20 protein-coding genes are annotated in these 20105 nt (G+C 64.3%); 11 read left to right on the forward strand and 9 right to left on the reverse strand.

Annotated features, from left to right (window positions below; all coding sequences use genetic code 11):
• Positions 1-89: 89 nt before the first annotated feature.
• The 3 genes from WA950_RS13430 (at position 90) to WA950_RS13440 (ending at position 3521) form a co-directional block, all read left to right on the forward strand.
• Complete coding sequence (locus WA950_RS13430) at positions 90-1379, forward strand: M23 family metallopeptidase (protein ID WP_424552200.1); 1290 nt, start codon at positions 90-92, stop codon at positions 1377-1379.
• Between the two features lie 192 nt (positions 1380-1571).
• Complete coding sequence (locus WA950_RS13435) at positions 1572-3074, forward strand: DEAD/DEAH box helicase (protein WP_424552201.1); 1503 nt, start codon at positions 1572-1574, stop codon at positions 3072-3074.
• 9 nt (positions 3075-3083) lie between these two features.
• Positions 3084-3521: an NUDIX domain-containing protein gene (locus WA950_RS13440; protein ID WP_424552202.1), complete on the forward strand. Its 438-nt coding sequence runs from the start codon at positions 3084-3086 to the stop codon at positions 3519-3521.
• Here the strand turns inward: WA950_RS13440 and WA950_RS13445 are convergent.
• The 7 genes from WA950_RS13445 to WA950_RS13475 all read right to left on the reverse strand — a co-directional run bounded on the left by WA950_RS13445 (position 3494) and on the right by WA950_RS13475 (position 9112).
• Complete coding sequence (locus WA950_RS13445) at positions 3494-3811, reverse strand: TfoX/Sxy family protein (RefSeq protein ID WP_424552203.1); 318 nt, start codon at positions 3809-3811, stop codon at positions 3494-3496. The two genes, WA950_RS13440 and WA950_RS13445, sit on opposite strands and share 28 nt — an antisense overlap.
• A gap of 2 nt (positions 3812-3813) precedes the next feature.
• Positions 3814-5424 carry an NTP transferase domain-containing protein gene (locus tag WA950_RS13450; protein ID WP_424552204.1) on the reverse strand — a complete coding sequence of 537 codons (1611 nt, stop codon included), beginning with the start codon at positions 5422-5424 and terminating at the stop codon, positions 3814-3816.
• Positions 5421-6119, reverse strand: coding sequence for an XdhC family protein (locus WA950_RS13455; protein WP_424552205.1), 699 nt, complete (start codon positions 6117-6119; stop codon positions 5421-5423). The genes WA950_RS13450 and WA950_RS13455 overlap by 4 nt, the downstream gene beginning before the upstream one ends.
• Entirely contained in the window at positions 6119-6451 is a 333-nt protein-coding gene (locus WA950_RS13460) for an XdhC family protein (RefSeq protein ID WP_424552206.1), read from the reverse strand. The genes WA950_RS13455 and WA950_RS13460 overlap by 1 nt, the downstream gene beginning before the upstream one ends.
• A 10-nt stretch (positions 6452-6461) precedes the next feature.
• On the reverse strand, positions 6462-7664 hold the full coding sequence (locus tag WA950_RS13465) for a vWA domain-containing protein (RefSeq protein ID WP_424552401.1): 1203 nt from the start codon (positions 7662-7664) through the stop codon (positions 6462-6464).
• Positions 7665-7705: 41 nt separating this feature from the next.
• Positions 7706-8581 carry an AAA family ATPase gene (locus tag WA950_RS13470; protein ID WP_424552402.1) on the reverse strand — a complete coding sequence of 292 codons (876 nt, stop codon included), beginning with the start codon at positions 8579-8581 and terminating at the stop codon, positions 7706-7708.
• 78 nt (positions 8582-8659) lie between these two features.
• Entirely contained in the window at positions 8660-9112 is a 453-nt protein-coding gene (locus WA950_RS13475; RefSeq protein WP_424552403.1) for a flavin reductase family protein, read from the reverse strand.
• 192 nt (positions 9113-9304) lie between these two features.
• Here WA950_RS13475 and WA950_RS13480 point away from each other — a divergent pair, with 192 nt between their 5' ends.
• The 5 genes from WA950_RS13480 (at position 9305) to purB (ending at position 14397) form a co-directional block, all read left to right on the forward strand.
• Positions 9305-10405 carry an ABC transporter substrate-binding protein gene (locus WA950_RS13480; RefSeq protein WP_424552404.1) on the forward strand — a complete coding sequence of 367 codons (1101 nt, stop codon included), beginning with the start codon at positions 9305-9307 and terminating at the stop codon, positions 10403-10405.
• A complete protein-coding gene (locus tag WA950_RS13485) occupies positions 10406-11407 on the forward strand; it encodes a P1 family peptidase (RefSeq protein ID WP_424552207.1) in 1002 nt (333 codons plus the stop codon).
• A gap of 66 nt (positions 11408-11473) precedes the next feature.
• Positions 11474-12151 carry a ribulose-phosphate 3-epimerase gene (gene rpe / locus WA950_RS13490; RefSeq protein WP_424552208.1) on the forward strand — a complete coding sequence of 226 codons (678 nt, stop codon included), beginning with the start codon at positions 11474-11476 and terminating at the stop codon, positions 12149-12151.
• Positions 12151-12882: a DUF2259 domain-containing protein gene (locus WA950_RS13495; RefSeq protein ID WP_424552209.1), complete on the forward strand. Its 732-nt coding sequence runs from the start codon at positions 12151-12153 to the stop codon at positions 12880-12882. Before rpe ends, WA950_RS13495 begins: the two co-directional genes overlap by 1 nt.
• Positions 12883-13089: 207 nt before the next feature.
• Entirely contained in the window at positions 13090-14397 is a 1308-nt protein-coding gene (gene purB, locus WA950_RS13500; protein ID WP_424552210.1) for an adenylosuccinate lyase, read from the forward strand.
• Between the two features lie 103 nt (positions 14398-14500).
• Here the strand turns inward: purB and WA950_RS13505 are convergent, their stop codons facing one another.
• Positions 14501-15304 (reverse strand): DUF2189 domain-containing protein, encoded by an 804-nt coding sequence (locus WA950_RS13505; protein ID WP_424552211.1) that lies wholly within the window; start codon positions 15302-15304, stop codon positions 14501-14503.
• 170 nt (positions 15305-15474) lie between these two features.
• Between WA950_RS13505 and WA950_RS13510 the strand changes: the two genes are divergently transcribed.
• Positions 15475-16035, forward strand: a complete 561-nt coding sequence (locus tag WA950_RS13510; protein ID WP_424552212.1) for an RBBP9/YdeN family alpha/beta hydrolase — start codon at positions 15475-15477, stop codon at positions 16033-16035.
• Positions 16036-16120: 85 nt separating this feature from the next.
• Positions 16121-18709, forward strand: coding sequence for a sensor domain-containing protein (locus WA950_RS13515; RefSeq protein WP_424552213.1), 2589 nt, complete (start codon positions 16121-16123; stop codon positions 18707-18709).
• A 58-nt stretch (positions 18710-18767) separates the two neighbouring features.
• Here the strand turns inward: WA950_RS13515 and WA950_RS13520 are convergent, their stop codons facing one another.
• Positions 18768-19088, reverse strand: a complete 321-nt coding sequence (locus WA950_RS13520; RefSeq protein WP_424552214.1) for a DUF1476 domain-containing protein — start codon at positions 19086-19088, stop codon at positions 18768-18770.
• A 223-nt stretch (positions 19089-19311) separates the two neighbouring features.
• Between WA950_RS13520 and purC the strand changes: the two genes are divergently transcribed.
• Positions 19312-20076, forward strand: coding sequence for a phosphoribosylaminoimidazolesuccinocarboxamide synthase (purC, locus tag WA950_RS13525; RefSeq protein ID WP_424552215.1), 765 nt, complete (start codon positions 19312-19314; stop codon positions 20074-20076).
• The last annotated feature ends 29 nt before the right edge of the window (positions 20077-20105 follow it).

Here is a 20105-nt window from a genome sequence, read left to right on the forward strand (position 1 = left end):
CAGAAATAGCTGCCATGAAAGGCTTTATTAACCCTAACAATATGTAATCCCTCCCACACGAGACCTAGAGAACGGTCGGGGAGTCATCTGTGGCGGAGCGTCCTGAAAACCGCGTATTCGGAAAACGCGCGCAGCAGCATGTCGTGATCCTGGCAAGCGGCGACAAGATCCGCCACATGACCATCCGCCCGTGGATGGCTGCCGTCACCTTCTGTTTTGCCGGCATGTTCACCGTCGGCTATCTCGCCGCCACATCCTATCTTGTCCTGCGAGACGACCTGATCGGCGCCACCATGGCGCGTCAGGCGCGCATGCAGCATGACTATGAGGACCGCATCTCCGCCCTGCGCGCGCAGGTCGACCGCGTGACCAGCCGCCAGCTCCTCGACCAGCAGGTCGTGGAAGAGAAGGTCGAGAAGCTGATGCAGCAGCAGCTCGCGCTCTCCCAGCGTCATGGCAAACTCGACGCCCTTCTCAGTCGCGCCGAAAACAGCGGCATCGAAGCCACCGATACCGTGCCCCTGCCCGACGACAAGCCCTTGGTCGACGGTCGCCGCGCGGACGCGGCCGGCGCTATCAACGCCATCATGGGCATGACCGGGGGCGCACGCCCGAAGACGACACAGCTCGCCTATGCCGCAACGGGCGAATCGGTCGCCGACCGGGCGGACCGCACCTTCTCCAAGGTCACGCTATCGCTGAAGGATCTCGAACATCAGCAGATCAACCGGATCCAGTCGCTGGCGGCCGGAGCATCGGAAACGGCGGACGCGATCCGGACGATCCTGCGCCGCAACGGGTTCGAGGTCACCGAGCAAGCGTCCATCGACAGCGATTCGGATATGGCCATCGGCGGCCCGTTCGTGGAGCCCGCGGCCTTCACGGATCCGTTTGAAGATTCGATCAACGATCTCGACGTGGCGCTGGAGCGCCTTGATTCCGCGCGGCGGACTGCGCGCAAGCTGCCCTTCGGCAATCCATCGCCGGGCAGCAGCATCACCAGCCGCTTCGGCAATCGGACAGACCCGTTCCTCGGCCGCCTCGCCTTGCATGCCGGCATCGATTTCCGCGCCCCTACCGGCACACAAATCCGCTCCAGCGGGACCGGCACTGTCGTCGTCGCCGGCCGCAACGGCGGTTATGGCAACATGGTCGAGATCGACCACGGCGACGGTCTGAAAACCCGCTACGCCCACCTTTCCCGCGTCCTCGTCAAGGTCGGCGATACGGTGGAAACCGACGATCCGGTCGGGCTTTCCGGCACGACGGGCCGCTCGACAGGCCCGCACCTGCACTATGAAGTGCGGCGCGACGGCAAGGCCATCGACCCCATGCGCTTCCTCACGGCGGGCATGAAATTGACGTCCTATATGGATTGACGTAACGCAAGGCCAAGCGCCTTGTTATGACAAAATTATCCGCCACAGAGTTCAAATCGCTTGCGGATTTACCAAATTCGCTGATTTTCTTGACTTTCCGGCACTTTCGGCATATCTGCGCTCCATCCTCGCCACCATGTGGCTGCTGAACTCATTGCGTTCGCAAGAACCGGAACGGAAACTGTTTTCCCTTTGACCACTTTTGCTGATCTTGGCCTGAGCCCGAAAGTCCTGTCCGCCGTCACCGACTCGGGCTACACGATCCCGACCCCGATCCAGGCTGGCGCCATTCCCCCGGCGCTTTCGCGGCGCGACATTCTCGGCATTGCCCAGACGGGCACCGGCAAGACGGCTTCCTTCGTGCTGCCGATGCTGACGCTGCTCGAAAAGGGCCGCGCCCGCGCCCGCATGCCGCGCACGCTCATTCTCGAGCCGACGCGCGAGCTCGCCGCGCAGGTCGCGGAAAACTTCGAGAAGTACGGCAAGAACCACAAGCTGAACGTCGCGCTGCTCATCGGTGGCGTTTCCTTCGATGAACAGGATCGCAAGCTGGAGCGCGGCGCAGACGTCCTGATCTGCACCCCCGGCCGCCTGCTCGACCATTGCGAGCGCGGCAAGCTGCTGATGACCGGTGTCGAGATCCTCGTCATCGACGAAGCCGACCGCATGCTCGACATGGGCTTCATCCCGGATATCGAGCGTATCGCCAAGCTTATCCCCTTTACCCGCCAGACGCTGTTCTTCTCGGCCACCATGCCGCCGGAAATCCAGAAGCTGGCCGACCGCTTCCTGCAGAACCCGGAGCGGATTGAAGTGGCGCCGCCGTCTTCGACCGCCAAGACCGTGACGCAGCGCCTCGTCGCCACGCACGGCAAGGATTACGAGAAGCGCGCAACGCTGCGCGATCTTATCCGCTCCCAGGAAGAACTGAAGAACGCGATCATCTTCTGCAACCGCAAGGTTGACGTCGCCGACCTCTTCCGCTCGCTGGACCGCCACGGCTTCTCCGTCGGCGCGCTGCATGGCGACATGGACCAGCGCTCTCGCACGACCATGCTGGCCAATTTCAAGGAAAACAAGCTCACGCTTCTCGTGGCATCCGACGTTGCGGCCCGCGGCCTCGACATTCCGGACGTGAGCCACGTCTTCAACTTCGACGTCCCGATCCATGCCGAGGACTATGTCCACCGCATCGGCCGCACCGGCCGTGCCGGCCGCTCGGGCGCCGCCTTCACCCTGGTATCCAAGCGCGACGGCAAGTTCGTCGACGCCATCGAAAAGCTGATCGATCAGAAGATCGAATGGCTGAGCGGCGGTATCGACGACCTGCCGCAGCAGGCCGAGAGCGAGGAGCGTGAACGCCCCCGCGGCGGCCGCGATCGCGGTGGTCGTGACAGGGACCGTGATCGTTCGCGCGGTCGCAACAAGGGCGAAACCCGCGCAGCGGAACCCCGCATCGAGACCAGCGAGCCCGAAGAGAAGGTGGAAGTCGTGAAAGCTGAACGCAAGGCGGAAGGGCGGCCGCAGACTCCCGCTCGCAATCCGCGAGCCGCAAACCATGCCGCTCCGCGTCCGGCCAATGACGACAGCCGTGATCGCCGCAACCGCTACCGCCGCGACGAGGACGATGGTCCGACGCCGCTCGGCTTCGGCGAAGACGTTCCGGCCTTCATGCTGATCGCCGGCAAGGCCTGATCCTTATCCATGCCCATTCCAGGCATCGACGTGCCAGGCCTCGGTTGCGGTCTGGCACTTTTGCGTGAGGGCAGGATGCTGCTCTACCGGCGCCTGCGCGCGCCCGAAGCCGGCGCATGGAACATCGTCGGCGGCAAGATCGACCATATGGAACGCGCCATCGACGCCGCCCGCCGCGAGGCGGAGGAAGAATCGGGCATTACCGTCGGCACTGTCGATTTCCTGTGCGTTTCCGAGCAGATCATCGAAGAGGAACGCCAGCACTGGCTGTCGTTCATCTATGTGAGCGAGGATTTTTCCGGGGAACCGCGTGTCATGGAGCCGGAGAAGCTGCCGGAATTCGGCTGGTTCCCGCTCGACGCCCTGCCCGCGCCGCTTTCGCGCTTTGCCGCTGACGCCGTAGAAGCGCTCAACAAGCGTCACCTGGCGCGCAACGCCGCCTCATAGGCCCGTCGCACCCAGACCGCCATTTCATCCGGATCGTCGAAGGCCTCGTCGGGGATCGTCCAATAGGGCATTTTCACCGGCCTGCCCTGCCTTCCCTCATAGGACCATTGCCGGCTTCCGGCCGCCGCAAAATCCGGCGCACTCTCTTCATCGGCCTTCAGCAGGATCTCGTCCGATACTTCCAGCGCCAGGATGCGGCCCTGATGGTATATACCCTTGCCGCCGAACATGCGCTTGATCGTCACCGGTCCCAACGCCTGGAACATTTCCTCGATCGCATCCCGGTCCATGCCTAATCCCTCAGAATGCCACCCGCGGCAAGCACCGCCTCGGGCGTGTCGACATCGATATGCGCCGCATCGCCGATCTCCACGTCGACCACATCGAGCCCGGCGCTCTCGACGATATGCCGCGCACCGACATCGCCTTCGAGCTGGAGAATGGCGGCGAAGGTCGCACGCGGCAGGACGACGGGATTGCCCCGCTTGCCGGCCGAGACCGCACGCACGATAGCGTGCCCTCCTGCCGCGGCAAAGGCATCGAGCAACTTGCCTACGTCCAGGCCGGTGACATGCGGCATGTCGGCCAGCATCACCACGACACCGTCACAGCCCGGCCCGAGCGTCGAAACCCCCGCCCGCAGCGATGTCGACATGCCCTGCGCGTGGTCAGGATTGCGCACGATATCAATCTTGAGGCCGGAAAGTTCCGCCTCGATCTCGTCCGCGCGGTGCCCGGTCACGACCAGAACCCGCGACGGCTTGGCGGTCAGCGCCGCCTCCACGGAGCGGCGGACAAGCGCCTCGCCATCGAATGCTGCGAGAAGCTTGTGGCTGCCCTTCATGCGGCTGGCGCGGCCGGCGGCCAGCACGAGCGCAGCGATGGACAGCGGCCGCTCGGGTCCGCGCAGGTCGCGCGGCTGCGGGCGGCTCGGGATTTCCGTGAGGAGCCCGCCGACCCCCATGCCCGTAATCTCCTGCGCTCCCGGCGTCTCGCCGGCAAAAATGCGGGCCAGTACCCAATCGAAGCCGTTTTCCTTGGGGCTGCGGGCACAGCCGGGCGCACCCAGCACCGGCACTGTCCCGATGCGCCCCAGCACCAGCAGATTGCCCGGATCGACCGGCATGCCGACATGCTCCACGACGCCGCCCGCCGCGCGAATGGCGGCGGGGATCACATCGTTCGTATCGGTGACGGCCGACGCGCCGAAGACGACGACGAGGTCGTTGCCCTCGGCAGCCCGGCGGATGGCATCCGCCACCGCGTCCGGCCTGTGCGCCACACGCAGCTCATTCGTCAAACGGCTGTCGGAGGGCAGAAGGCGCTGCTCGAAAACCCGGCGCGTCTTGTCCATGACGGAGGTCTTGAGGGGCGGCAGTTGCGTAGCAACGACGCCGACGCGGTGCGCCACGAACGGCTTGACCTCCAGAACCCGGCTTGACGCCAGCACGGCCGCCGCCTTGCGGGCGATTTCACCGGGCACGGCTAGCGGAATGATCTTGATCGTCGCCACCATGTCGCCGGCCGCAACGCTCGCATGGTCCGGCAGGGTGGCGATGGTGATGGCCGGATCGACACGGTTGAAACGATCGATCGCCGCCCGGTCGGCAATGAAGAGGCCGTTCACCTGCGCATGCAGATTGATGCGGCCGGTGGCGGGCGGCGTGAAGACGAGATGATCGGGCTCGATGGCCGCGGCGATCATCGCGGCCGCCTCGTCCTCGCCGATATCGCCGTCCTCAAGGCGCACCGCGATGACGGTTGCGACGCCGGCGGCGGCCAGCGCCGCGCAGTCCTGCGCCGTCACCGCACGCCCCTTGTGCAACGACAGGCCCTCGGCGCGCACGCCATGCGCCAGCAATGTACCGATCGCTTCGGAAACCGGGATTTCACCGAAAATCACGACACCGCCCCACGCAAGGGCCGGCGCCGCAGATGCTCGATAATGTCCGCCAGAATGGCGACGGCAATCTCGGCCGGGCTTGCCGCGCCAATGTCGAGGCCGATAGGTGCCGACATCCTGTCGATCTCCGCCTCGCCATGTCCCAGCGCCTGCAGCCGCTCGACACGCCTCGCATGGGTCTTCCGGCTGCCGAGCGCCCCGACATAGAAACAGCCCGTGGAAAGCGCCTGCGACAGCGGGAAATCATCGATCTTCGGATCGTGCGTGACGGCGACAAGCGCCGTATAGGCGTCGAGCGGACGGGTCTTCAAAACGTCCTCCGGCCAATCGGCCAGGAGATCGATGCCGGCAAAACGCTCCTCCGTGGCAAAGGCCGTGCGCGGGTCGATGATGGTCACATCGAAGCCGGCGACCATGGCCATCTGCGCCAGCGCCTGGCTGATATGCACCGCGCCAATGATGACGATGCGGGCGGGCGGCAGGTGCACGTTGAGGAAGAACTTTCTCTCCTCCACCTCCGCCACGCCGGATTTTCCCGAGCGGAAGGCGTTTGCGACAGCTTCGCCGAGCGGACCGGCGACGGGATCGCCCTCGCGGATCACCCGGTCGCGCCCGTCGGCCAGGTCCGTCAGGTGGATGACGGCGCAGCGCGCGGCGCGCTCCTTGTTCAGCTTGCGAAGCAGATAGGGATCCATCAGCCCACCCGTTCCAGATAGACGCGGATGCGCCCGCCGCAGGAAAGGCCGACACGCCAGGCGGTTTCATCCGCAACGCCGAATTCCAGCATGCGCGGCTCGCCGTCGACGATCACCTCCATCGCCTCGCCGATCACCGCCCCCTCGACGCAGCCGCCGGAGACGGAGCCGTGAAAATTGCCCTCGCCGTCGATGACCAGGTGGCTGCCGACCGGGCGCGGCGCCGAGCCCCAGGTCTCGACCACGGTGGCAAGCGCCACCATGCGCCCGTCGTCCATCCAGCGTTCGGCGATGGTCAGCGGGTCGAGCGCGTCGTTTGCGTGTCCGTCCATTCTTTCCTCCTCATGTCTCCAGCAGGAAGCGCCGCGGATCGCCGGCGCCACGCCGCGCGCCACCCGAAAGCGCCGCCACCAGATCCGCCATGACTTCCAGATTGTGCACCGGCCGCAATTCGTCCACATGCGCCAGCATGGCCCTGACGCCGCGCGCCCGCGCCTCGAACCCCTCGAAACGCAGCAGCGGATTGAGCCAGACGAGCCGCCGGCAGGAACGATGCAGCCGGTCCATCTCCTTTTCTAGCAGTTCGATCCCTTCGCGCTCCAGCCCGTCGGTGATCAGGAGCACGACCGCACCCTGCCCCAGCACGCGGCGCGACCAAAGCCGGTTAAACTCCTTCAGCGTCTCGCCGATGCGCGTTCCGCCGGACCAGTCGTCCACCGCCTGGCTGCACGCCTCCACCGCAAGATCGGGGTCGCGCTGGCGCATCTGGCGGGTGACGTTGGTGAGCCGCGTGCCGAACAGGAAGGCGTGCATGCGGCGGCGCTGCTCGCCGAGGGCATGCAGGAAATGCAGGAAAATGCGGGTGTACTGGCTCATCGAGCCGGAAATGTCGGCAAGCACGACAAGCGGCGGATGCACCGTCTTCGGTTCGCGGTGACGCGGCAGGATCAGCGCTCCGCCGGTGCGCATGGCATGGCGCATGGTGGCGCGGGCATCGATGGCGACCGGCCGGTTGCTGCGGCGGAACCGGCGCGTGCGCACCTCGTCCATCGGCAGAACGAGATTGGCGATGGCCAGCTTGGCCGCTGCAAGTTCAGCCGACGTCATCTGCGCGAAATCGGTCTTGCGCAGCATTTCGCTGCCGGAGGCGGTGAAGCGGGCATCGATCTCGATATCCGGCTCGTCTCGCTCACGTCTCGGGTCTTCCCGCCCGGCGAACAGCGCGTCGGAAACGCGGGTTTCCCCCGCCTTGCGCTTTTCCCGCTCCTCATGGCGCGTCACGACCGGCGACATCAGCGCGATCATCTTGCCGACGAGATCGCGCGAGCGCCAGAACAGGCGGAAGGCCTCGTCGAAGACGGCATCGTCCTCGTGGCGCTTGACCAGCGTGGCATGCAGCGCGACGTAGAATTCTTCCCGGTCGCCGATGCCGATGGCCTGCACCGCCTCGATGGCGTCCGTCACCGCCGCAGGTCCTATGCGCAAGCCCGCCTTGCGCAGCACACGCGCGAAATGCACGATGTTGTCGGCCAGTCGCCCGTCCATGGCGGCACCGGATGCATCGCTGTCGAGCACCGCCACCATCGTCAGCCCGCTATCGCCAGACCGGTTTTCACCTCGTCCAGCAGCTTGCGGCCTTCCGCGCCCTCGATGCGGGCGATGTCATCCTGGTATTTGAGCAATGTGCCGAGCGTATCGGACACCGTTTCCGGGTCGAGCGCCAACCGGTCGAGCTCGGTCAGCGCCGTCGCCCAGTCGATGGTTTCAGCAACACCGGGATTCTTGAAGAGGTCGAGCCCGCGCAGCTTCTGCACATAGGCGACGATCTGCTGCGAGAGCATCGCGTTGCAGCCCGGCACCTTGCGTCGGATGATCTCCAGTTCCTGCGCGGCCTCGGGATAGTCGACCCAATGGTAGAGACAGCGCCGCTTGAGCGCGTCGTGCACCTCGCGGGTACGGTTCGTCGTGATGATGACGATGGGCGGCTCGGCGGCGCGGATCGTGCCAAGCTCCGGCACGGTCACCTGAAAATCGGAGAGCACTTCCAGAAGAAAGGCTTCGAAGGCCTCGTCGGTGCGGTCGAGTTCGTCGATCAGGAAGACGGGTGCGCGGCCATCCGGCGAGGACAGGGCCTGCAGGACCGGCCGGCGGATCAGGTAGCGCTCGGAAAAGATGTCGGCCTCTATGCGGCCGCGGTCCGTGGTGCCGGAGGCTTCGGCAAGGCGGATTTCCAGCATCTGCGCCGGATAGTTCCATTCATAGACCGCCGAGGAAATGTCGAGGCCTTCATAGCATTGCAGCCGGATCAGCGGCCGGTCGAGCGCGGAGGCCAGCACCTTGGCGATCTCCGTCTTGCCGACACCGGCCTCGCCTTCCAGAAAAAGCGGCCGTTTCATGCGCAGCGACAGGAAAAGCACCGTCGCGAGCGAGCGCCCGGCAAGATAGTTGCCCGCCGAGAGCATTTCGACGGTCTCGTCGATTGATTGCGGGATGTTTCCGCGTTGATAGACCACGCCATTCCTCCACTCCGGAGGGAGAACTTATAGCGTGCAGTAGCCCCGGTCCATATAGAGAAGCGCCGGTTTGTGCTCGCCGAAGGAAACGCCCATCACTTCGCCGATCAGCACCATATGCGTCGCCATGACCTTGAACTCGACAAGGCGGCAGTCGAAGGCGGCGAGCGCATCCTTCAGCACCGGCGCACCGGTCACCAGTTCCTGCCAGTTACCCATGGCGAAACGCTCTTCCGAGGTGAGCGAGGGATCGCGGCCGGAAAAGGCGTTGGCAAGGTCGATCTGGTCGGCGGCCAGCGTGTTCAGCGCAAAGCGGCCGCTCTTCTCGAAGATCGCATTTTTCGGGTTGGAGGCGTTGACGCAGGCGAGCACCATGCCCGGGTTGTCCGACACCGAACAGGCAGCCGTGATCGTCACGCCCCGTTTCTCGCCCTCATGCGCCGTCGTCACGATCTGCACATGCCCGGCGTAGCGGCTCATGGCATCGCGATAGAGCGACGCATCCACCAACAGTCTGTCCAACACGGCATTCTCCTTTGACACAGGAGATACATGGCGAAAGTGAAGAAAAATGTAACCCCCGAAGTCAAATTTTCCTTTCCCGCCAGAGGTAAACGCGATTTTGCGAAGATATTTCTCTTTGACGCCCCGGGCGTGATCCGTACAAAGGGCATGATCGCAATCCATGGATTGAGAATGAGAACCGCCTTCCTATCCAGCCTGCTCGCAGCCTCCGTGCTCACCGTCTCGCCCGCGGTCGCCGCCGGCCTCACCTTTGCGGTCGTCGCCCCCATGGAAGGGCCACTTGCGATCCTCGGCCAGCAGGTGCGCGACGGCGCGCGTTTTGCGGCCGAAGCGAATGGCGATACGCTCGTGGAGATTTCGGAATCCTGCGACGAGACCGATGGCGAGCGCATTGCCAGGGAAATTCTCGCCGCCAATGCCGTCGCTGCCGTCGGCTTCCTCTGCACGGAAGGGCTCTCCGCGTCTCTGCCGGTACTGGGAGAAGCAAAAGTGCCGGCAGTCACCCTTTCCGTACGCTCCGGCATTCTCATGGAAGACGCCGTGAAAAAGGGCTGGCCGCTCTTCCGCCTCGCGCCCGGCCCGAAGGCTGAAGCCGACAAAGCCGTGGAGATCATTACCCGCGACTGGAAGTCGGAACCCTTCGCCCTCATCGACGACGGCACCATCCATGCCCGCGAGCTTGTCGAGACGGTTCGCCTGCGGCTGGAGGACGTCGGCATGAAAGCCGCTTTCGTCGATACGTTCCGCCCCGCGCAGGAACAGCAGCTCACGCTGGTGCGCCGGCTTGCCAAGACGGGCGTCACCCGGGTCTTCGTCGGCGGCGACCGCACGGACGTGGCGGTGATTGCCCGTGACGCGAAAGCTGAGAAGGTGCCGCTGGCCCTCCTCGGCGGCGAGGCGCTGCTCGGCGCCGATCCGCTCGTGCCGATGACGGAGGGTGTCGAGGCCATCGCAATGCCCGACTACGGTACGCTGCCCGATGGCCAACCGGTAGCGGCGGCCATGATGGAAAAGGGCATTGTCGCGGAAGGCTACGTGCTGCCCGCCCACGCCGCCGTCACGGCGCTGGCAACAGCGGCGGCAGCAGGCGGCAACCTCACGGAAAAGCTCGCCGGCGGCAACTTTGCAACGGCAATCGGTCCCCTCGCCTTCGGCGCGGACCATGAGCTGCGTGAAAACCCGTACCGCCTGCTTGTCTGGCGCTCCGGCGCCTTCGTGCCCGCCGAAACGGCTACGGAGAGCGAATAGATGAAGCCCGGCCCAAAAAACCTGATCACCGATGTCGCCGGTCTCAAGGTGGGCAATGCGACGGATCATGGCCTGCGCTCCGGCGTCACGGTCGTCGTCTGCGACGAGCCCGCGACGGCCGCCGTTCAGGTTCTGGGTGGCGCGCCGGGTACGCGGGAGACGGACCTCCTGGAGCCGCACAACACCGTGCAGACGGTCGATGCGCTCGTGCTTTCCGGTGGCTCGGCCTTCGGGCTCGATGCTGCTTCCGGCGTGCAGGCGGGCCTGCGCGAGGCCGGGCGCGGCTTTGCCGTCGGGCCCTTTCGGGTACCGATCGTGCCCGCGGCCATTCTTTTCGACCTGATGAACGGCGGCGACAAGGACTGGGGCCGCTATCCGCCCTATCGGGAACTCGGCTACACCGCGCTGGCCAATGCGAGCCGCGATTTCGAGACGGGCAGCGTCGGGGCCGGTACCGGGGCGCTGACGGCCACCTTCAAGGGCGGCCTCGGCTCGACCTCCAGCCTTCTGGATTGCGGCTTTACGCTCGGCGCGCTCGTTGCGGTCAATGCACTCGGCTCCGCGACGGTCGGCAATACCAGGCATTTCTGGTCCGCCCCCTTCGAGGAGGCCGAAGAATTCGGCGGTCTCGGCCTGCCCTCGCCTTTCCCGGCCGATGCCCGCATCCCGCGCACAAAAATGTCGCGCCGCCCGACGGGACCGGAAAACACCACGATTGCCGTCATTGCCACCGACGCCATCCTGACCAAGGCCGAGGCCAAACGCCTGGCGATTGCCGCCCATGACGGCTTTTCCCGCGCCCTCTGGCCGGCGCACACGCCGCATGACGGCGACCTCGTCTTCGCGCTTTCGACCGGCAGGAGCGGCCGTGCGCCCGCGCCGGAAGACTTCGTCGAGCTTTGCGCCGGCGCCGCTTCCACCATGGCCCGGGCCATTGCCCGCGGCGTTCACGATGCGCAGCCGCTGCCCGGCGATGTCATGCAGAGCTGGGCTGCGCGGTAATTCGCCCGTTGTTCCCCCTTGCCGGGAATGGTATGGCCTCGCCAAAATTCTTGCCAGGAGCCTGACATGACCCTTCCCATCCGGATCGCGCCCTCCATCCTTGCTGCCGACTATGCAAAACTGGGCCAGGAAGTGCGCGACGTCGTCGCGGCCGGGGCGGACTGGATCCACCTCGACATCATGGACGGCCATTTCGTGCCGAACATCTCCTTCGGCCCGGACGTCATCAAGTCGCTGCGCCCGCATACCGACGCCTTCTTCGATTGCCACCTGATGATCGCGCCTGCCGATCCCTATCTCGAAGCCTTCGCCAAGGCCGGTTGCGACAGCATCACCGTCCATGCCGAGGCCGGCCCCCATCTCGATCGCTCGCTGCAGGCCATCAAGGCGCTCGGCAAGCGCGCCGGCGTGTCGATCAATCCCGCCACGTCCGAAAGCGTGCTCGACTACCTGCTCGACAAGATCGACCTCATCCTCGTCATGACGGTCAATCCCGGCTTCGGCGGCCAGAAGTTCATTCCGGCCATGCAGGAAAAGCTGCGCCGCGTGCGCTCCATGGTCGGCGACCGGCCGATCGACATCCAGGTGGACGGCGGCATCGCCGTCGATACGATCGCGATGCCGGCAGCTTCCGGTGCAAACGTCTTCGTCGCGGGCTCGGCCATCTTCGGCGGCGGCCATGTTGACGCCTACCGCAAAACCATCGACATTCTGCGCAGCAATGCGGAGGGAGCACGGGCGTGATGATCTTGCGAAGAGCGGCAATCGCCCTTGCAACCTGCCTCGCGGCGACGGCCGGTGCCTCTGCGGGCGATTTCTCGACCTTCCAGTCCCTCGGCTTTTCGCCGGACGGAAAGGTCTACGCCTTCGAGGAATTCGGCATTCAGGACGGCTCCGGCTTCCCTTATTCCAACGTCTATTTCATCGACACGGAAAAGGACGCCTATCTCTCCGGCACGCCGATCCGCGTTCGCATTGACAGCGAAGAGGCCGACATCGCCAAGGCGCGTGCCGACAGCCATGACAAGGCAAAGGCGCTGATCGACCAGCACAAGGTGCTTTCGAATACCGGCGTGCTCGCCGCCTTCAACCCGATGGGCGAAGTGGGCGCAGATCGCAAGCGCATCGAATACATGCAGCATGCCGTCGAGCCGACGCCGGGCGGCAGCTTTGCGCTGGCGCTCGAGGAAATCCCGCTGGACCTCACGGACAATTGCCGCGACATCACGCCGGATGGCGGCAAGGGCTTTCGCCTGAAGCTCGCCAAGCGTGACGGCGAAGCGGCCGACGTTCTGCTCCATGAGGACAAGCGCGTACCGGAAAGCCGCCGCTGCCCGCTCTCCTATCAGGTTTCCGGCGCGATGACCTTCAACCCCATCGGCGCAGACCCGGTCCATGTAGCACTCGTGCTCGTGCGCAGCTTCGGCTTCGAGGGCGCTGACGGCCGCTGGATCGCCGTACCCTTCCGCCCCTGAGCAATGCACGGCGGTGGGGCCTTTGCGGGTCTCGCCGTTCGTCCCGCCCCTGCCTCTCCTTCTTCCCCGTTCCCTGTCATCCAACTACCTCGCCCGTGCCCCTCATGCACGAGCCTTTGGCCGTCGCGATCCATGATGCGTTGAGATTGCCGGCCATCTTTGCTAAAGCGGCGGCAACTCCCACCTCCCAAGGAAAGTCTAGAACCGATGATCCCTCGCTATTCCCGACCGGACATGGTCGCGATCTGGTCGCCTGAAACAAAGTTCCGCATCTGGTTCGAGATCGAGGCGCATGCCTGCGACGCGCTGGCCGAACTCGGCGTCATCCCGAAATCCGCCGCTGAAACCATCTGGGAAAAGGGTGGCAAGGCTGAATTCGACGTCGCCCGCATCGACGAGATCGAAGCTGTCACCAAGCACGACGTCATCGCCTTCCTGACGCATCTTGCCGAATTCGTCGGCCCGGACAGCCGCTTCGTGCACCAGGGCATGACCTCTTCGGACGTGCTCGACACGACCTTCAACATCCAGCTCGTTCGCGCCGCAGATATCCTGCTGGCCGGCATGGACCGCGTGCTCGCCGCGCTCAAGACCCGCGCCTTCGAGCACAAGGACACCATCCGCATCGGCCGCAGCCATGGCATCCATGCCGAGCCGACGACGATGGGCCTGACGCTCGCCCGCTTCTATGCCGAAATGGACCGGGGCCGCGCCCGTCTCGTCGCTGCCCGCGCGGAAATCGCGACCGGCGCGATCTCGGGCGCCGTCGGCACCTTCGCCAATATCGATCCGCGCGTGGAAGAGCATGTCTGCGCCAAGCTCGGCCTCGTGCCGGAGCCGGTTTCCACGCAGGTCATCCCGCGTGACCGTCACGCCATGTTCTTCGCCGTTCTCGGCGTCATCGCCTCGTCCATCGAGAACGTCGCGATCGAAATCCGCCACATGCAGCGCACCGAAGTCCTGGAAGCCGAAGAGTTCTTCTCGCCGGGCCAGAAGGGCTCCTCCGCCATGCCGCACAAGCGCAACCCGGTGCTGACGGAAAACCTCACCGGCCTTGCCCGCCTCGTGCGCATGGCCGTCACGCCCGCCATGGAAAACGTGGCGCTCTGGCACGAGCGTGACATTTCCCATTCCAGCGTCGAGCGCGGCATCGGCCCGGATACGACGATCACGCTCGACTTCGCGCTCAATCGCCTCGCCGGCGTCATCGAGAAGCTGGTGATCTACCCGGAGAACATGCTGAAGAATATGAACAAATTCCGCGGACTTGTTCACTCGCAGCGCGTCCTGCTTGCCCTTACGCAAGCCGGCGTTTCGCGCGAGGATTCCTACCGCCTCGTGCAGCGCAACGCGATGAAGGTGTGGGAACAGGGCAAGGACTTCCTTGAAGAACTGCTGGCGGACGGCGAAGTGCGCGCGGCCCTTTCCGAAGAGCAGATCCGTGAAAAGTTCGACCTTGGCTATCACACCAAGCACGTCGACACGATCTTCCGCCGCGTCTTCGGCACCGTTTGAGACCAGAGCAAGCAGAAACGGCGATGGCGCCAGTGGCGCCATCGCTCCCCTCTGACGGGCGGCCTTACGCATTCCTCCTGGCGCACCGCCCGCGGACCCGTTGTCACTCTCGTTCGTCGACGACGATCTTGCGATAGAGATGCCAGGTGGCATGGCCGAGGATCGGCATGATCACGGCAAGGCCGACAAAGATCGGGATCGAGCCGATGACCAGCAACGCCGCAACGATCAGGCCCCAGCAGGCAATCGGCACAGGGTTGAGCAGCGTGGCACGCAGCGAGGTCTCGATGGCGGCGACTGCGCCGACATCCCGGTCGAGCAGCATCGGAAAGGCGATAACGGTCGTCGCCAGCACGACGAGGGCAAAGCAGAAGCCGATGGCATTGCCCGCCAGCATCAGCAACAGCCCCTCTTCCGTACCAAAGACCGAGGTGAGGAACAGCGACAGCGATTGCGGCGGTTCCGGCCCGAACAGGCTGGTATAGAGCAGCTGCGCAAAGACGAGCCACGCCACGAAAAGCGCCATCAGCATGGCGCCGACGGCAAGGATGGACGGCAGGGCCGGCGAATGACGCACCGTCAGCGCGTGAAGCCAGGACGTATCCATGCCGCGCTCGCGCCGGCGGCTGATTTCGTAGAGCCCGAGCGCGAAGAACGGCCCGAGCAGCGCGAAACCGGCAATCAGCGGAAAGATCAGCGGCAGCAGGTTGGCGCCGGAACTCCAGGTGACGAGCACCACGCCGCAGATCGGATAGATCAGGCTCAGAAAGACGTAGTGGGACGGTTTTTCGCGAAAATCGTCAAAGCCGCGCGCCAGCGCATCCCACACGTCGGAAAGTCCGATCCGCCGGATTGCCGGATGAGCCACGAGGTGGTCGGGCCCCGACATCACATGAAAAGTCGCCATGCTGCTACCTCCTGCCGGTTTGAAACCGTCACGGCTGCATGCGCGTGGAGGGCAATCGTCCGCCACCGCGGCGGCCGCGATAGGCATTGAAGACAATGAACCATACACCCGGCAGGGCTATTTGTCCCGCCCTCTTGACTTCAGCACTTCGTGAACGCACATGCCGCCGCATGAAAGTGTCAGAAGCAGAAATACTCATCGTCCCCGGCTACACCAATTCCGGCCCCGACCATTGGCAGAGCCGCTGGCAGTCCAAGCTCTCTTCGGCGCGCCGCGTCGAGCAGGCGGAATGGGCCAAGCCCGTGCGGGAAGACTGGGTGCAACGCTTGATCGAGGAAGTCTCGGCGGCCAGCAAGCCGGTGGTGCTCATCGCCCATTCGCTTGGAGTGGCGACAGCCGTCCATGCGGTGCCGCATGTCGGCAACAAGGTTGCCGGCGCCTTCCTCGTCGCCCCGCCTGATGTCGCCAACCCGGATATCCGCCCGAAGCACTTCATGACCTTCGGTCCCTATCCCCGCGATCCGCTGCCCTTCCCCTCCGTGGTGATCGCCAGCCGCAACGACCCGTTCGGAACCTACGAACACGCGGACGACATGGCTGCCGCCTGGGGCGCGCTGATGCTCGATGCCGGCGAGGCCGGGCACATCAACACGGAGTCCGGCCATGGCCCCTGGCCGGAGGGAACGATGGTCTTTGCCCAGTTCCTCGGCAAGCTGAAGGCGCCCGCCTGAGCAAAATCCGGTTTCGTCATTAAGAGGAACTTCATAGAAATCCTGCAGGCTGCGGCTGTTGAGTTCATTGCAGGCGCTGCGCTACATGGCAAAACCGTCAGGTTCCACTCCCATTGCCGTGTGTGAGACGGACCGGGAACCCTTCTACCACCGCCTGTTCGCGCGCTCCGGCTTCGGCTTCGCCGCGCTCGACGCGGACGGTTGCATCATCGATGCGAATCCCACCCTTCTCAGATCGTTCGGCGTCGCGTCGCCAGCGCACCTTCCCTCCTTCGAGGCCTGTGTCTCCCCCAAGGACCGGTCCGTTCTGGCTTTCGCCTTGCGCCCCCTCATGGCCGAGCAGGCCCCTTCGGAAATCCGTCTGCAGCGACCGACCGGCGAAGAATTCTGGGTGCTTGCATCCTTCATTGAACCGCCGGCGCTGCCGGAAGACAACGCCACCCCCGCCCTGATCGTGCAGATCATCGATATCGACGAGCGCAAACGCAATGCGCTTGAACTTTCGGAGCGGGAGAGCCGCTGGAACCATGCGCTCGAATCCGCCGGCCAGGGCGTCTGGGATCACGATTTCGCGCGTGGCGACCTGTTCTATTCCCGCCAGTGGCGCGCCATCCGCGGCCTGCGGCCGGACGACCCGATCGAGGCTTCGCTTGATGCCTGGATCGGCTCCGTGCACCCGGACGACAGGCCCCAGGTGCTTGCCCAGATCGCCAAACAGGAAAGCGGCGAAGCGTCGTTCAACGTCTTCAGCTACCGCGAACGGCACAGGGACGGACACTGGATCTGGATCGAAAGCCGCGGCGCCATCGTCGAATACGGACCGGATGGCAAACCGAGCCGCATCGCCGGCACCGACACCGACATCACCGAGCGCAAGGAGGCCGAGGAACGCCTCGCGCAGATATCCCGCCGCCTGGAGCTGGCGCTCGACGTCTCGCGCGTCGGCGTCTTCGAAGTCAATCTGCGCACGAACGAAGTACGCTGGGACGACCGCATGATCGAGATGTACGGGATCGAGAAGGAGCCCGACGCCACCACTTGGGAACGGGCGCTGCATCCCGAAGACGAGCGCAAGGCCAAGGAAACAGTCCTCGATGGCGTCGCTTGCAGCCAGGATTTCGCCAACGAGTTTCGTATTGTCCGCGGGGACGGTGAAATCCGTCATATCCGCGGACGGGCCGCTCCCTATGTCGACATGACGGGCGTGCCTCGCCTTGTCGGTGCGAACTGGGACGTAACGGACGACGTGCAGCTACAGGAAGATCTGAAGCACGCCCGGGATCTTGCCGAGGCCCACAACGAGGAACTGGAGGCGGCACGGGCGCGCATCGAATACACGGCGCTGCACGACCACCTGACCGGCCTTCCGAACCGGCGCTATCTCGACGCCGCCATCGAGCAGGCCGCGGAGGCCGCACAGCAGGACGGCAGCCGCCTTGCCGTGCTGCACATCGACCTCGACCGCTTCAAGGAAATCAACGACACGCTCGGCCATCTTGCGGGCGACCAGATGCTCGTGCATGCCGCCCGCGTGCTGAGCGAGCTCAGGAAGCCCGGCGATTTCGTCGCCCGGATCGGCGGCGACGAATTCGTCTTCCTCTCCGCCGGCCCGGTCGGTCGCAACCTTGCAAGACTTGCCGAAGCCATCGTGGCGGCCATGCGCAAGCCGGTTACCTTCAACGGTCACGTCTGCCGCTTCGGTGCCAGTGTCGGCATCGCCAGCCAGTCGGGCGCCGCCATCGATGCCAAGCAACTGCTCGTCCATGCCGACCTTGCGCTCTACCGCGCCAAGAACCGCGGCCGCAGCCGGCACGAGTTCTTCACCACCGACTTCCACGCGCAGATCATCGTCAACAAGCAGACAGCCGACGATATCCTTTCCGGCATCGAGCAGCATCGCTTCCTGCCCTATTACCAGCTGCAGTTTTCGGCTCGCACACTCGATATCGTCGGCGTCGAGACGCTGGCGCGCTGGGACCACCCGACACGCGGCGTCCTTGCGCCCGATACGTTTCTCAAGATTGCCGAGGACCTCGATTGCCTTTCGACGATCGACCGGATCGTGCTCGAACAGGCCCTTTCGGATTTTGCCGAATGGCAAAGGCTCGGGCTCGGCATCGACAAGATCTCGGCCAACGTCTCCTCCAAGCGACTGCATGACCCGGATCTTGCGCACTCCCTGCGCACGCTGGACATCGATCCGAAAGCGCTTTCCTTCGAATTGCTGGAATCGATTTTCCTCGACGATTGCGACCGCACGGTCCTGGAAAACCTTGCCGAGATGCGCAAGCTCGGCATCGATATCGAGATCGACGACTTCGGCACCGGCCACGCCTCGATCGTCAGCCTGATGAAGCTGCGCCCGCGGCGGCTCAAGATCGACCGCCAGCTGATAAAACCAGTCGGCCGCTCTCCGGGACAGCGCAAGCTGGTCGGCACCATCATCGAGATTGGCCGCTCGCTGGACATCGAAGTGATTGCAGAGGGCGTCGAGACGCCGGCCCATGTCGCCATCATGCGCGATCTCGGCTGCGACATTCTCCAGGGCTATGCGCTCGCCCGGCCCATGCCGGCGGCAGCGCTTCCCGATTTCGTCCAGCGTCAGGAATGGCGCTCGATGGGCAACACCGTGCGGAGCATGCAGAACGACGTCCGCCGCGCCATCAACCGCTAGAAACAAAAAGCCGCCCGGCAGGACCGGACGGCTCTTGAATGCGTATGGTCGGCGCTGATCAGCTGGCTTCGACCTGCGAGATCGCGACGGCCAGAAGCTCGATCATCTGCACGCGGATTTCATCCTCGGTGCGTTCGACGCCGGCCGCATCGAAATCACCCTTGACCTTGCGCACGACGTCCTCGTGGCCGACTTCCTCGAAATCGGCAGCGACGACTTCCTTGGCGTAGGCTTCCGCGTCCGCACCCGTCTTGCCCATCAGCCCGGCAGCCCACAGGCCGACCAGTTTGTTGCGGCGTGCCTCTGCCTTGAAGCGCAGCTCCTCGTCCAGCGCGAACTTGGCCTCGAAGGCCTTTTCCCGATCCTGCATGCTGCTCATCTATGACTCCCGTAGATTCTCTATTCCCAGAGGGTTCCCAGCCCATAAATCAAAACAAGGGCAAAAGTGCAATGCGAACTTTCGTGATCGTTCCCTGTCCCGTGAAGGCTGGAAAACGGGGGATCGGGCGTAACCCCGATTGTTAAAGTGCGGCAATTCGTTTATGCAGCCGGGAACGAACGACACCTGCGCGACCCAAGCGCGCCAACAAAGAGAAAAATCCATGAACCGTCGCCGCCGTATCTACGAGGGCAAGGCTAAGATTCTCTATGAGGGTCCTGAGCCGGGCACGCTGATTCAGTTCTTCAAGGACGACGCCACCGCGTTCAACAAGAAGAAGCACGATATCATCGACGGAAAGGGCGTACTCAACAACCGGATTTCCGAATATCTCTTCACGCAGCTGAACAAAATGGGCATTCCGACCCATTTCATCCGCCGCCTCAACATGCGCGAGCAGCTGATCAAGGAAGTGGAAATCATTCCGCTCGAAGTCGTCGTGCGCAACGTCGCCGCCGGTTCGCTTTCCAAGCGCCTCGGCATCGAGGAAGGCACCGTGCTGCCGCGCTCGATCATCGAATTCTATTTCAAGGCCGATGCGCTGGAAGACCCGATGGTCTCCGAAGAGCATATCACCGCCTTCGGCTGGGCAAGCCCGCAGGAACTCGACGACATTATGGCACTTGCCATCCGCGTCAATGACTTCCTGTCCGGTCTGTTCCTCGGCGTCGGCATCCAGTTGGTCGATTTCAAGATCGAATGCGGCCGCCTCTTCGAAGGCGACATGATGCGCATCATCATCGCCGACGAGATTTCGCCCGACAGCTGCCGCCTCTGGGACATCGCCACCCAGGAGAAGATGGACAAGGACCGCTTCCGTCGCGATATGGGCGGCCTTGTCGAAGCCTATCAAGAAGTAGCCCGCCGCCTCGGCGTCATCAACGAGAACGAGCCCCTGCGCGGCACCGGCCCGGTTCTCGTAAAGTAACGCTTCAACGGCAGCTCGAAGAATTTTGG

Origin of the sequence: Shinella sp. (assembly GCF_049651085.1) — a bacterium.
Classification (GTDB): Bacteria; Pseudomonadota; Alphaproteobacteria; order Rhizobiales; family Rhizobiaceae; genus Shinella.

What these genes read in the sequence shown, in the direction of transcription:
- WA950_RS13440 (WP_424552202.1), top strand. Translation starts at nt 3,084, where the DNA reads ATGCCCATTCCAGGCATCGACGTGCCAGGCCTCGGTTGCGGTCTGGCA.
- WA950_RS13445 (WP_424552203.1), bottom strand. Translation starts at nt 3,811, where the DNA reads ATGGACCGGGATGCGATCGAGGAAATGTTCCAGGCGTTGGGACCGGTG.
- WA950_RS13455 (WP_424552205.1), bottom strand. Translation starts at nt 6,119, where the DNA reads ATGGATCCCTATCTGCTTCGCAAGCTGAACAAGGAGCGCGCCGCGCGC.
- WA950_RS13460 (WP_424552206.1), bottom strand. Translation starts at nt 6,451, where the DNA reads ATGGACGGACACGCAAACGACGCGCTCGACCCGCTGACCATCGCCGAA.
- WA950_RS13465 (WP_424552401.1), bottom strand. Translation starts at nt 7,664, where the DNA reads ATGGACGGGCGACTGGCCGACAACATCGTGCATTTCGCGCGTGTGCTG.
- WA950_RS13470 (WP_424552402.1), bottom strand. Translation starts at nt 8,581, where the DNA reads ATGCTCTCGGCGGGCAACTATCTTGCCGGGCGCTCGCTCGCGACGGTG.
- WA950_RS13475 (WP_424552403.1), bottom strand. Translation starts at nt 9,112, where the DNA reads ATGAGCCGCTACGCCGGGCATGTGCAGATCGTGACGACGGCGCATGAG.
- WA950_RS13480 (WP_424552404.1), top strand. Translation starts at nt 9,305, where the DNA reads ATGATCGCAATCCATGGATTGAGAATGAGAACCGCCTTCCTATCCAGC.
- WA950_RS13485 (WP_424552207.1), top strand. Translation starts at nt 10,406, where the DNA reads ATGAAGCCCGGCCCAAAAAACCTGATCACCGATGTCGCCGGTCTCAAG.
- rpe (WP_424552208.1), top strand. Translation starts at nt 11,474, where the DNA reads ATGACCCTTCCCATCCGGATCGCGCCCTCCATCCTTGCTGCCGACTAT.
- WA950_RS13495 (WP_424552209.1), top strand. Translation starts at nt 12,151, where the DNA reads ATGATCTTGCGAAGAGCGGCAATCGCCCTTGCAACCTGCCTCGCGGCG.
- purB (WP_424552210.1), top strand. Translation starts at nt 13,090, where the DNA reads ATGATCCCTCGCTATTCCCGACCGGACATGGTCGCGATCTGGTCGCCT.
- WA950_RS13505 (WP_424552211.1), bottom strand. Translation starts at nt 15,304, where the DNA reads ATGGCGACTTTTCATGTGATGTCGGGGCCCGACCACCTCGTGGCTCAT.
- WA950_RS13510 (WP_424552212.1), top strand. Translation starts at nt 15,475, where the DNA reads ATGAAAGTGTCAGAAGCAGAAATACTCATCGTCCCCGGCTACACCAAT.
- WA950_RS13515 (WP_424552213.1), top strand. Translation starts at nt 16,121, where the DNA reads ATGGCAAAACCGTCAGGTTCCACTCCCATTGCCGTGTGTGAGACGGAC.
- WA950_RS13520 (WP_424552214.1), bottom strand. Translation starts at nt 19,088, where the DNA reads ATGAGCAGCATGCAGGATCGGGAAAAGGCCTTCGAGGCCAAGTTCGCG.
- purC (WP_424552215.1), top strand. Translation starts at nt 19,312, where the DNA reads ATGAACCGTCGCCGCCGTATCTACGAGGGCAAGGCTAAGATTCTCTAT.